Here is a 14,511-nt window from a genome sequence, read left to right as displayed (position 1 = left end):
GGGGTCCGGCTCACCCCCACCTCCGGCGCCGACGTCGACACCACCACGCTCGGCTCGAACGACCTCTCGTTCTCCGGCGGCGGCACACAGGCGCTCGTCTTCTCGGGCGTGCAGTACGCCGGCGGCCTGGCGATGTACTCGTACACGCTCGCGACGACGCTCACCGCGGGGACCGTCACCGTCACCTTCGCCGCGGGCGCGTGGGCCGACACGGCGGGCAACCTCGCCGCGGGCAGCACCCACACCTTCCGGCTCATCGAGCAGGGGACCAGCTTCTTCATCGAGCTGTCGGGCGGCATCCTGCTGCAGGCAGGCGACTTCCTCGACGAGCCGCTCATGCACATCAAGGCGCAGGTCATCCTCGAGATCGACTACACCCGCCTGGTGTTCATCCTCACCTTCGCCGGACAGCTCGACGTGTACGGCCTGGGCACGCTGGGATCCACTGCCGGACGATTCGTCCTCGCCATCGGCGACGAGACGACCAACCCGATGTACCCGGTGCCGCAGTTCTGGGGCGTGGCGTCGATCGAGACCAACTTCGAGGCACTGCGGCCCTACGGTCTGCAGCTGAGCGGCTCTGCGCAGCTGCGCATCAACCTCACGAACGAGGTCAAGACCGAGCAGCTCACGCTCACCGGGGTGGGCCCCGGCGGCACCGACCTCACCGAAGAGTTCGTCCTGCAGCCGTTCAGCTTCGGCTTCCAGATCGTCGGACAGGCGATCGTCGCTCCCGGCGGCAACGAGCTGATGCGGATCCAGGGCGGGCTGTACCTGAACATCTCGGCGAACCCCCCGACGCCGTCGATGGAGATCTTCCTCACCGGACGCCTGTCGTTCGGGTCCGGGTCCGCGCAGCTCGAGTACGGCTCGGTCACCGGCGTCCTGATGATCTCGACCCGCACCGACGGCGGCGCGATCCCGGGTGTCGCGGGCAGCATCCGCGTCTCGACCGGTGTCGGAATCGGCCTTCCGAACGTGGGATCGCTGTTCTCGGCCACCGGGTCGGTGAACGTCATCTTCAACACGACCCTCGCCGACCAGACGTTCGTCGTGCCCAACGCCTTCCTGCCGCTCCTGCTGCCCGGCCAGGCTCCGGTGTTCTTCATCCCCAAGTCGCCTCCGGGCATCGACGGCCAGCCCGACCCCGCAGCGCCCGCGGGCGGCAGCATCTACGTCGTCGCCAGCATCCAGGCCGAGCTCACGATCGGCGGGGCCTTCACCCTCACCGGATTCATCGGGATCACCGCCGCCATCGACCCGTCCGGCACCGCCTACCTCAAGATCGACGGCATGGTGGGGACCACGATCCCCTACCTCGGCTCGCTGACGGGTGCGCTGAACCTCGCGGTGTACGTCGGAGCCCAGACCGGCGTGGTCGGGCGCGTGCAGCTGACGCTCGGCGCGAACGCGATCCCCGGGGTCTCCCTCAACGGCCAGTTCCTCCTCGAGATCAACACCTTCAGCTCGTCGCGGCAGATCCGCACCTTCGTGGTCGACACGCAGACCGTCAACGGAGCCCCGGTGTTCGGCGGATTCCAGCGCCAGAACGGCCAGCTCGTCGTCGCCAACCAGACGATCGGGGTCGTCGCGGGCTTCCGCCTCGAGATGTACGGCTCGCTGCGGGTGCTCAACGTCCTCGAGATCACCGGACACGTCGTGCTCACGATCGGCGCCGGCCAGCTCTCGCTCGTCGTCAACGGCCGGGCCGCGCTCGAGCCCTTCGGCGACCTCACGATCGTCGACTCCGGATTCTCCATCACCAGCCGCGGCGTCGTCGCGCGCTTCGCGATCGCCCTCGACGCCGGGTTCGGCGAAGACATCGGCATCGGATTCTCGGTGAGCGCGCTGCTGCAGCTGAACACCACGGGCGCCTCGGCGGTCATCGGCAGCACGACGGTCGCCCCCGGATTCCTCCTCCGCCTCGACGGCACCCTCAACTTCCTCGGGTTCGCGCGCGGCGCGGGCTTCGCCGAGATCCGCATCGCCACCGGCGCGTTCGAGATGCGCTTCGGCGTCTCGTTCGACCTCGCGGGGCTCCGCTTCAGCGCCAACGGCGTGGCAGGCGTGTACGACGACGGCTTCGTGATGTCGGTGGCCGTCAGCGCCTCGGCGGACGCGTTCGTCTTCAGCTTGAGCGCGACCGGCACGCTTCGGATCAACACCGTCGGCGAACGCCGTGCGGGCGTCGACCCCGGCTTCAAGCTGCAGCTGACCGGATCGGTGACGCTGCTGAAGCTGTTCAGCTTCAACGCCGGCTTCACGATCGAGGTCGGCAAGACCAGCGCCACCGACACGTCCTACGCCGCCGGAGACTGGTACCTCGACGCCTACGCCTCGCTCTCGTTCTTCGGCTTCAACTTCTCGGGCACGATCTTCCTCAACTCCGACGGCAACTTCAGCCTCGTCCTGTCTGGCCGGATGCAGCTCGGCGGAAGCTTCATGGGCATCCGCGGCAGCTTCTCGCTCGAGGTCTCGTTCCTCTCGCATGAGCAGGACGGCATCGTCTGGTACACCCTCTTCATCGGCGGCTCCGCCAGCGTCGAGGTCTACTTCGACTTCAAGCTCTTCGAGATCAGCCTCGGCGTCGGACTCGACCTCGCCGTCACCGCCGACTCCCGGACCGCCGACTCCAACGGCGACGTCCCGCTCAACTTCCGCGTCACCGTCCGCTTCAAGGTCCTGGGCTCCTGGTACTCCCGCTCCGCGACCATCCAGATCGGCACCGTCCGCTTCCCGGTGGTGCCGTACCTCGCCGGCAACAACGTCACCTACACGGGCGTCAACACCTTCAAGAGCCTCCGCGAGTGGAAGAGCACCGACCGCGACCTGTACCTCAACGTCGGCGCCGCCGCCCAGCGCACGGCCCGGAGCGTCTCGAGCGCCGTCACCGCCGAAACGGTCTACATCGAGCAGATCGGCAACCTCAGCGGGGGACTGGCGACCATCAAGGTCACCGCCTTCGGCCACTCCCGCACGTACGCCAACGTCCAGCGCATCTACGGCTACTTCGGCGACGGCGTCGACAACCTCGTCATCGACCCGAGCGTGCAGATCCCTGTCACCATCGACGGCGGCACCGAAGCCGACACGATCCTGCTGCAGGGCTCCGGAACGGGATCGGTGCTCAGCGGAGGCGACGGCAACGACGTCATCACCGTGGCGGGCTCCGCGACCGCCACCGTCCACGGCGGCGCCGGCGCCGACATCCTCCGCCACACCGGCACGGGCACCGTGACCCTCAACGGCGACGGCGGCAACGACCAGCTGTTCGGCAACCTGATCACCGACGTGCTCAACGGCGGTGACGACGACGACACCCTGTCGGGGCTCGCCCGCACCTACAGCGGCGGTGCCGGAGACGACACCATCCTCGCCACCGCGGCCGTCTTCACCTCGGGCGCCACTCAGGTCGTCGACGGCGGCAGCGGCACCGACCGGCTCACCCTCGTGCTCGGCGGCGGCTCCGACCTGCTGACCATCAGCAACCCTTCGTCCGAGCTCCTCCGCCACACCCTGAACGGCCTCACCCGCGAGACGTACGACATCGAACAGCTGGTCATCGAGGCGGGCGCCGGGTCCGACCAGATCATCCTCAGCGACATCACCGCCAACGCGTCCGGCATCTCGTCGATCGAGATCGCCCTCGGCACCGGCGGCACCGACATCGTCACCGTGCTCGGCTCGGGCTCGGCCGACGCCTTCGTCGTCACCACCGACGGCGCCCGCACCCGCGTGGAGCGCACGACGGCGGCGGGCTACAACGTGTGGATCGGCGGCGGCGTGCGCGCACAGGGCGACGCGCTCGTCATCGACGGTCGTGACGGTGCGGACTCGCTCTCCGCCGCCGGGGTCACCGCCGACCAGCTGGCGCTCACCCTCATCGGCGGCCTCGGCGCCGACACCCTCGTCGGCTCGCGCTTCGACGACATCCTCGACTCGGGCGCCGGCGACGACATCGTCACCGGCGGGCTCGGACGAGACACCTTCCGGGATGCCGGGGGCGTCGACACTCTCGTCGAGACCTTCTCGGGCGTCGACTTCGGCCTCTACGACAACCTGTTCGTCGTCGGTCTGGTCGTCGGCACCGACTTCGGCGTCGGCTCGATCGCCGAGGACCTGGGCGACATCTTCGAGATCGCCCGGCTGACCGCGTCGGGGTCGGCCGCGACGACCTTCCTGGTCGGCGACGCCGACGGCTCGGTGCTCGTCGCCGGCGTCCGCCGCACGTCCGACCCGTGGACCGGGACCGCCTACCTCGACGGCGGCGCCGGCGACGACCTCGTCCGCGTCGAGCTGACCCGCTCCACCGGCCTCGCGGTCCACATCGACGACTCCGCCGGCACCGACCGCCTCGACGTCCGCGGGTCCACCGCACCCGACGACCTCATGATCGACATCGTCTCTTCGCCGCCGGCCGGCACCGAGTCCAACCGCATCCGACGGGTGTCCTTCGACGGCGCCGGCACGATGACGACGCTCGGCACCATCACCCACGCCGGCGTCGAACTGGTCGAGATCCGCACGCTCACCGGCGGCGACCGCGTCGCCGTCCGCGCCATCGCGGTCGAGCACCGCATCTCCACCGGCGAGCACACCGACCGCATCGCCGTCGGCTCGAGGGCGGCGGGCGTCGGCACCACCAACACGACGTGGACGAACACCAGGGGCGACGTCAACTCCATCTCGGCCCTCCTCGTCGTCGACGGCGGCTCGGGCCCGGGTACCAGCACGGGAGCCGACCTTCTCTCGATCGACGACACCCTCGACACCCTGGCGAACACGGGTGCGCTGACCTTCGAGTGGATCACCGGCCTCGGCATGAGCACCGGCATCCGCTACACCGGCCTCGAGCAGCTCACGATCGACCTCGGGTCGGGCGGCGACACCTTCACGATCCACTCGACCCACACCGGCTCGACGGTGCTCACCACCCACGACGGCGGCGACACCGTCATCGTCCGCAGCACCTCGGGAGTCACCACCGTGGCCACCGGGGCGGGCACCGACACCATCCGCATCAGCTCGACCGCGAACGGCATCGGGGGTGTCCTCACCGGCATCGCCGCACCGTTGACGATCACCGGCGGCGCGGGCAGCGACACGCTCTACGTCGACGACGCCGCCACGGTGCTCGACCGCATCGGCGTCGTCACGGGGGCGACGATCTCGGGTCTCGGCATGACGGGCGGGTCGCCCACGCCGAACCTGGTGCAGGTCGTGACCGTCCGCGGCGCCGTCGACGGCCGTTTCACCCTGACCGTCGCCGGCGTCGGCACGACGACGCAGCTGGCCTTCGACGCGACCGCCGCACAGGTGCAGGCGGCGTTGGCGTCGCTGGTGGGCGCGGGCAACGTCGTCGCGACCAAGGCGGGCGACCGCTGGACCATCGCGTGGACGGGCGCGCTCGCCGGTGCCGCGGGCTGGGCGCGTACGCTCACGATCGGCGCGGTCGCCGGCCGCCCGCTGGTGCCGGGCTCGGGCGGCGCGGTCAGCACCGGGGTGCTGGTCATGACCGACGGTCGAATCGCCTACGACGAGGTCGAGGCGCTCGACCTCACCCTCGGCTCGGGTTCGGACGTGCTGAACATCGACGGAACCCACGCCGGCACGACGACCGTCAATGCGGCCGAAGGCGACGACCGCGTCTTCGTCGAAGCGCTCTCGGGCACCGCCACCGTCCGCGGACAGGGCGGCGACGACTGGCTCGTCGTCAACGCCGCGCCCGGCCCCGTCGGGGTCAACCCCATGGCCGGGCAGACGCTCAACCTCGACGGCGGCGCCGACTCCGACTACTTCCTCATCGACCTCTTCGGCGTCGGCAGCAGCCGCATCAACACCCTCGACATCCTCGACGGCGGCTCGAACGTGCTCGTCGTGAACGGCACCGCCGCGAACGACACCTTCCTGATGCGGCGCAACACCACCCGCGCCCTCATCGCGGCGCTGTCGCAGCCGGGTGCGATCGCGGGCCAGTTCGGCGCGGTCGAGAAGGTCAGCTACGGGCAGGAGATCACGGGCGGCGTCGTCATCAACGGCCGGGCCGGCGACGACACCTTCGCCTTCGACGACACCGCGTCGGTCGTGGTCGCCAACGGCGACTCCGGGAACGACCGGTTCCGCTTCGGACAGCTCTACACCGCCTACGCCGGCGATGCCGAATTCCCGGCATCCGCGTTCTTCTCCTCCACGCGCGGCAAGCTGACCCGGGGCGTCTCGTTCACCGCCTCGGTCTTCGGCGGCACGGGCGACGACGTGTTCGAGGTCTTCCGCAACGTCGCCACCCTGAACCTGTACGGCGACGCCGGCGACGACACCTTCGTCATCCGCTCCTTCGTCGGCGAATCCGAGCTCGCCGCCGTCGACGCCGGCGAAGGCCGCAACTTCATCCAGTACGCCGCCAACGCCCCGGTCAACATCGACGGCGGGTCGGGATACGACCTCGTCGTGATCATCGGCACCGAGTTCAACGACACCTTCGTCATCACCGCGAACGGCGTCTACGGCGCGGGCCGGGTCGTCCGGTACACCAACGTCGAGAAGGTCTCGATCTACGGCATGGAGGGCAACGACGTCTTCCACGTCCTCTCGACGAACCCCGCCATCGAGCTGTCGATCTTCGGCGGCCTCGGCTCCGACCGCGTGGAGGTGGGCAGCGCCGCTCCCGCCGTCCAGGCCGACGACCTTCTCGGGCACACCGGCCTCGTGCGCCACTCCGTCGAGAGCACCGTCGCCAACAGCGCATGGGCGCTCATCCCGGTCGACGGCATCGCCACCGAGATCATGGACAACGACGAGCCCACCGTCGTGATCGCCCCCGTCGGCGGCTCGCTCGTCCTCCGCGAAGACGGCCCCCACGGTGCGGTCACGGTCCGGCTCACCCACGCGCCCGCCTCGGCGGTGCAGGTGACGCTCGTCGGCCCGGCCATCGACCCGACGTCGACGAGCCGCAGCCGCTACATCGAGCTGTCCGTCGACGGCGGCGCCACCTGGCAGACCTCGGTCACCCTGAGCTTCGGCGCAGGCGACACCGGCCAGCGCACGGTCCTCGTCCGCGCCATCGACGACCTGTCGTCCGAGGGGGAGTGGCTGTCTCCCATCGACGCGATCGTCACCGGCGGCGCCTACGCCGGTGCGCTCGTCGCCACGACGTTCGTCCGCGTCCTCGACGACGACGCCCCCGCTGTGCCCATCACCGTCCCGGACGGCGGCATCCGCGTCATCGAACGCTCCGGCGCCACCGGCGGCACGACCGCGACCTACGAGGTCCGCATCACCTCGGCACCGCTCGGCACCGTGAACGTGCGGGTCACCGCCCCGACCGGGCTGAAGATCTCGACGAACGGCGTCGACTGGGTCTCGACGCTCGTGCTCGCCTTCACCACCGCCGGAGCCCGGATCATCCACGTCAAGGCCGTCGACGACACCGCGGTCGAGGGCCAGCACGTGCAGGCCATCACCGCCGTCATCGAATCGGTCGACCGCCGCACCGGCACGGTCGCCGGCGCCGGCGGAGTCCCGAGCGAGTTCGTCTTCGCCGGGCTCACCGCCGCGCCCGGGTCGCTGAAGGGTCACCTCATCCGCATCGTCACCGGTGCCGGAGCCGGACAGACCGCCCGCATCTGGGACAACACCGCCACCACCATCGAGATCGAGGGCGAGTGGGATGTCGCCCCGACGCCGGGGGATGCATTCGTCATCACCGGCTACACCGCGCCGATCGTCCAGAACGAGATCGTCGGCACGGTCACCGCGATCTCGGCCGACCAGCGCACCGTCACCCTCGGCGGAGTGGTCCTGCCCACCGCGAACGGCGGACTCAGCGGCGCGCTGCTGCGCATCGTCGGCGCCAACGGCACCGCGACCTACCGGACGATCGCGACGAACACCGCCACCACCATCACCGTCTTCGACCCGTGGGGAACGGGCACCTTCACCCTCGGCGTGACCCAGGTCTACGTCGCCGAGATCCCCGGCGAGATCGTGGAGCGCGTCAACGTCCTCGTCCACGACGGCGACACCGCGGGTGTCGTCATCACGCCCATCGGCGGCGACATCCGCCTCGTCGAGGGCGCCACCGGCGACCAGTTCGGCGCGGAGGCCGCCTACACCGTGCGGCTCACCCGCGCACCGGCATCGGGTGAGACCGTCACGGTCACCCTCGACGCGATCCCGTCGTTCACCCTCGACATAGGCGGCCCCGACTGCGGCCTGCCGAACGGGTGCCGCGAGGTGCAGCTGGAGTTCTGGAACGGCGCGGCCTGGGTGGCGCAGCTCGAACTGACCTTCACATCCGCGAACTGGATGACCGATCGGGTCGTCCGGGTCCGCGCGATCGACGACGTCCGCATCGACGGCGGCGACGTGCAGGAGTTCGCCGACGCGGCCCGCCGGGTCCACCTGATCCAGGGTCCGCTGTACCTCTCGGGCGGCGACGACCCGAACCCGCCCGTCACGCTCGAGCTCGACGGCTACCTGCCCATCGTGCTGCCGGGCGAGAGCTCGTCGAGCCCGCTCCCGGTCACCGCGAGCACCGCCGACGCGATCGAGACCGCGCAGGTGGACGTCCTCATCGTCCACAACGAGGACAGCCCGGCGAACGACACCGGCGTGCTGACCCGCGACCGCATCACGGGGCTCGGCATGGCCGGGGACTACTCGCTCGCCGGCCGCCCCGTGCTCGGCGGAATCCGCTACGCCGGCTTCGAGGACCTCACGATCCTGCTCGGCTACGGCGACGACGTCTTCGTCGTGGAGAACACCCACGCCGGGACCACGACCATCCACGCCGGCCCCGGCGACGACACCGTCACGGTCCGCACCGTCGACGGTCACACCCGCATCGTCGGTGGTCCGGCCGGCTCGGCGGCTCCGCTGTTCGGCAACACGGACGACGACGTCTTCCACGTCGGCACCGCCGGCGCGGTGCTCGACCTGCTCCGGGCCCTCCTCGTGCTCGACGGCGGCGTCGGGAACGACACCGCACACCTGTACGACCACGGCGACGGCGACGACAACCTCGGGTGGCTCACGCAGGACACCCTGACCGGCCTCGACATGACGCCGCGCACCGGCGTCGACGAACTCGGCCGCCCGCTCGACCGGCTCTACGCCGTCACCCCGCGCGGCGCGAGCTTCACGATCCTCCTCTCTCAGATCCGCAACGGCGTGGCCACCGGCATCGGCGCCGTCACCTTCGCCGCGAACACGTCCGCCGCCGACGTGCAGGAGGCCCTGCAGCGCCTGCTCTTCCCGACCACGCCCGGCGCCGACCCCGGTGTGTCGATGAGCTGCGGCGACGCGGACGCGACCCAGTGCGCCGCCAGCGTCTACGTCTGGCTGGTGGGCGGCACCTACCTCATCGGCTTCCGCGGCGAGGTCAACGAGAGCACCGCCTCACCGGTGCTCATCCAGCTCGCCGCGCTCGGCGCCGGCACAGCGGATGCCGCAGCCGACGCGGGGGCGACGTCCGGCATCCGCTATCACGGCCTCGAGACCCTCAACCTGTCGCTCGGCGCGGGCCATGATGTGCTCAACGTCCGCGGCACGCTGCCCGTGACGAACGTGGCCTTCGGCCCCGGTGACGACCGCGTGTACATCTCCTCGCGGGCCGACGTCGGACGCACCGAGCGTCCCACCTTCCTCGCCGGCGATCTCGACCGCATCGCGGGCACCCTGAACCTGAACCTCGGCGCCGGTCGTCACACTCTGCTGCTGAGCGACGAGGGCGCCACCGCAGGCGACACCGACGTCCTCATCACCGACGTCGCCGCAGCGGCGCGGGCGGTGGACGCCGCGCTGTCGGCCACCGGAGAGATCTTCGTCACGGGACTCGCTCCGGCGGGCATCTCGTGGCGCGCCGATGCCGGCGGCACCTTCGCCGACGGCATCCGGATCTGGACCGGCGGGCTCGCCGACACGATCACGATCGACGGCACCCACACCCGCACCGGCGTGCGCACCACCACGTGGCTGAACACCGGTCTCGGCGACGACACCGTCACCGTCGACCTGCAGGCGGGTGAGGACGGCTTCTTCGTCCTCAACACGCAGGGTCCGAACGACAACGTGCTCGGGCTCGGCGCCGACCTCGACGACGGTGACGAGCCCATCCGGGCCGACACCGTGGCCACCATCACGGTGACCCGCGGCGGGTCGACCTGGACGCTCGACCCGAGCCGATACGTCGTCTCGACCACGCTCGACACCGCGGGGCTGTTCGACGCCCTCCGTCCCGGCGACCTCGTGCGCGTGACCCTGCATCTGACCACCTGGACGGTCCAGACCGCCGGATCGTACGACCTCGGCGCGACCGGCGACCTCGTCGGTTACCGCGTGTGGGTCAACGGGCGGATGCTGGCGGCCTCCGAGATCGCGCAGGCCGGCGGCCTCCTCACCTTCGCCGCGCCGGCGCAGCGCGACGGGTCGGCCGCGCACGTCGTGGTCGAGGTGACGCGGAGCGCCCTCCGCACCTACACGATGCCGGCGCTCGGGGCGATCCTCCCCTCGGGCACGACCGACGACGACGTGGTCGAGGGACAGACCTCGACGCTGCCCCTCATCGTCTTCGGCGGCATCGGCGCCGACCAGCTCCACGGCGGCACCGGCGGCGACATCGTCTTCGGCGACCGCGGCATCGTCGAATGGGTCGACGCGGACGGTGTCGTGGTCGCCCGCTCCGGCACCGGCGGCCCCGACGACATCACCGACGGCGCCGTCCGCCCCGTCGGCCTCATCACCACCGTCGACCCGACGATCGGCTCGGCGGACGTCATCACCACCGGCATCGGCGCCGACGTCATCCTCGGCGGCGCCGGCGGAGACGTCATCGCCGCCGACCGCGGCCAGACCGCGGGCGCTCCCGACGTGCGCAACGTCGTCCTCGGCGACCACGGTCGCTTCATCGCCGCGAGCGGCGCGGTCTCGCCGACGTGGGGCGGGACGCCGATCGGCGCGGGTCGCATCGAGACCACCGACCCGGCACTCGGCGGCGCGGACGCCATCCGCACCGGCGCCGACCGCGATCTCGTGCTGGGCGGTGCCGCCGGTGACACCGTCTTCGCCGGCGACGGAGCCGACATCGTGCTCGGCGACCACGGCTACCTCGTCCTGGCCGTGCGCTCGGGTGCGCTGCACGCGCTCACCGTCGCGATCACCGACAACGCGGTCGGCGGTGCCGACACCATCCGCGGCGAGGGCGGCGAGGACCTGCTCATCGGCGGCACCGGAGCCGACCGCATCGACGGCGGCACCGGCCGCGACCTGATCTTCGGCGACAACGTCTCGCTCGATCGGTCCGCGAGCTTCGGCGATCACACCAGCCCCCGGTTCCGCACGCTGACCGGCGCGCAGATCTACAGCACCGCGCTCACCACCGCCGGTCAGGCGCTCGTCACCGACGGGGCACGCAACGACCCGGCCGGGGCGACCGCCTGGAGCGACTTCCGCATCACCCTGCTCGACCACGCTGCGACCACGCCGACGAACCGCTACGGCGCCGACCGCATCGCCGGCGGCGCGGCCGACGACATCATCTTCGGCCAGCTCGGCGACGACGTGATCGAGGGCGACGGCTCCATCGACAACACCGTCAGCGCACACCGCACCGCGGCCGGCGATCTCGTCCTGACGCCCTCGGTCGCGGCGGCGAGCGACGGCGACGACTACATCGAGGGCGGCGGCGGATCCGACGTGATCTTCGGCAACCTCGGTCGCGACGACATCATCGGCGGCAGCTCCGAGCTGTTCTCGCTCGTCACGCCGGCCCAGCGCCCCGACGGTGCCGACCTGATCTTCGGCGGCGCCGGCACCGCGGTGGGACGCAACGACGACACCTCGGGTCACGCCCGCGACTCCGACAACATCGTCGGCGACAACGGCAACATCCTGCGCCTGGTCACCGTGACGTCGACGGGGGCGACCCAGTACCGCACCTTCGCCTACGACACCTACGGCGAGACCGTGCGGCTGCTGCCGCGCGCGGTCCAACTGCTGGACTACACGCCCGGCGGGCCCGACTTCTCCGGCTCCGCGTCCGCCGACATCGGGGCAGCGGACGAGATCCACGGCGAGGCCGGCGACGACACCGTCTACGCAGGGCGCGGCGACGACGTCATCTTCGGCGACGCCGGGGACGACGACCTCATCGGCGGCTGGGGCCACGACTGGATCTCGGGCGGCACCGGCGTCGACGGCATCCTCGGCGACGACGGGCGCATCTTCACCAGCCGCAACGGCACCGCCGAACCGCTGAACGGCGTGACGACCGCCGACGTCCAGGTCGAGATCGCCACCCCCGGACGCGTGCAGATCGCCGTGCTGTTCCCGAACGGCAGGCTCACCAAGCGCGTCGATCTCACCCCGTTCGCCGTCAACGGCGACCACCTCGACACCCTCTACCGCGCGCTCCACGCCAACGACGTCCTCTTCGGCGGCTGGGACGGCGACTTCATCCACGGCGGCTCCGGCGACGACGCGATCTCGGGCGCCGAGGCCCTGCCCGTCGGCTACGGCGTGGGCGGCGTCCGCAGCGACTTCGCCCGCCCGTTCAACGACGGCTCGCTCCTCGGGTTCGACACCACCAGCGGCGAGTTCGCGCTCTACGACGAGTACGCGCCGATGCGGAAGATCCTCGTCGGCAGCGGCGAGTGGTTCCTGAACTTCGGGCACACCGAGGGCCGCCCGGACGCGGGTGCGCTCTCTGACGGCGACGACGTGCTCTTCGGCGACCACGGCAACGACTGGGTGGTCGGCGGCACCGGTCGAGACACGCTGTGGGGCGGCTGGGGCAACGACCTGCTCAACGCCGACGACGTGCTGACGACCAACGGCGGCGAGAACGACCGGCCCGACACCCACACCTCGTACGAGGACCGCGCGTTCGGCGGCGCCGGTCTCGACGTCCTCATCGGCAACACCGGCGGCGACCGTCTCATCGACTGGGTGGGCGAGTTCAACAGCTACCTCGTGCCCTTCGCCCCGTTCGGCCTCGGCACGGTGAGCCGGCAGGTGATGCCGGGTCTGTACGACTTCCTGTACCGCCTCTCGGCCGCGCAGGGCGCCGACTTCACGATCGCGCAGCTGTCGGGCGACTTCTACGCCCCGCGTAACGGTGAGCCCTACGGCGAGATCGGTCTGATCGTCCAGCAGGACGACTACTGGCAGGACCAGACCGGCGGGCCCCGCGACCCGCAGCCCGGCAACGTGCCCGGCGGCAAGCGGGATGTGCTCCGCTCGGCCTCGTTCAGCAGTGGCAACGCCGAAGCGTTCTTCGCCGACTCGGGCGTCTTCGCCGTGAGCGGCGGATCGCTCACCGTCACCGCGACCTCGACCTCGGGCGACGCGGCCGCGGTGTACTACATCGATCAGTACCTGCCGATCTACTACGAGCTGCACGCGCAGGTGAACCTCACCAAGCCCACGGGCGGGTGGAAGGCCAACGCGTACGTCATCTTCGACTACTTCGCACCCGACGACTTCAAGTTCGCCGGCGTCGACCAGTCCACCAACAAGCTGGTCATGGGTCGCCGCACCGCCGCCGGCTGGATCGTCGACGTGCAGACATCGGTCTCGGGCGGCGTGAAGTACAACACCTGGTACTCGATGCTCGTCGCCGTCAACGGCACCACGGTGACGGTACTGCTGAACGGCAGGGCCGCCTTCACGCACACGTTCGCCCCCCGGATGCTGGACGGCGTCGCCGTGGGACTCAACAAGGGCTTCGTCGGCGTCGGCTCCAGCCAGGCACGAGGCGTGTTCGACAACATCTCTGTCCAGGTGCTGCCTCCGCAGATCACGCTCGACGTGACAGAGGGATTCGACGACGGAGCGGGGCTGGTGAGCGACACCGTCGGGGGCACGTGGACGGCGTCGCAGGGGGTGCTCACCGGTTCCGCTCCGGTATCAGGGCCGTCCGCGATCGCGCTCGCCGACGTCGGCGCCGCCCTCGCCGCGAACGCCTACCTGGAGCTCACCGCCGCCATCACCCTGCAGGCGGGCGCGCGCGCCGGCATCGTGTACGACTACTACAACGCCGGGGACTACAAGTTCATCGTGCTCGACCTCGCGGCCCAGGCCGTCCTGTTCGGGCACGTCGCCGGCGGACGCACCGTCATCGACCAGACCGTGAGCCGCGCGCTGGCGGCGGGCGTCCGCTACGAGATGCTCGTCACCATCAAGGGCGCGTCGGTCTCGCTGATGCTGGGCGGGGCGTTCATCGCCTCGCGCGCCTACAACGCCGCGCTGGCCGACGGTCGCTTCGGACTCGTTGTCGCATCGGGCACCGCACGCTTCGACAGCCTCCGGGTGCGCACGGACGGGTATGCGCCGCCAGAGACCCAGACGGCGCTCGCCGCTTCCGAACCGGCGCCGGCAACCGACCCGGCGCCGGAGCCTGCGCCCGAGCCGGCGCCCGAGCCGGCGCCCGAGCCCGAGCCCGAGCCCGAGCCTGCGCCCGAGCCCGCGCCGGAACCTGCGCCCGCGCCCACTCCGCCGGGCCGCGGCAAGAAATAG

General features: G+C 70.9%; 1 protein-coding gene (running past one end of the window). It reads left to right on the top strand.

Annotated features, from left to right (window positions below):
- Nucleotides 1-14,511, top strand: the end of a protein-coding gene (locus tag Q9S36_RS27330; RefSeq protein WP_311287991.1) for an FG-GAP-like repeat-containing protein. It extends 24,006 nt beyond the left edge of the window; only the last 14,511 of its 38,517 coding nucleotides appear in the window; its start codon lies off the left edge, out of view; it ends in the stop codon at nucleotides 14,509-14,511.

The organism is Microbacterium sp. ARD31, from assembly GCF_031844425.1.
Note: the sequence above shows the minus strand (reverse complement) of the source record. Positions and strands in the feature narration are given on the sequence as shown.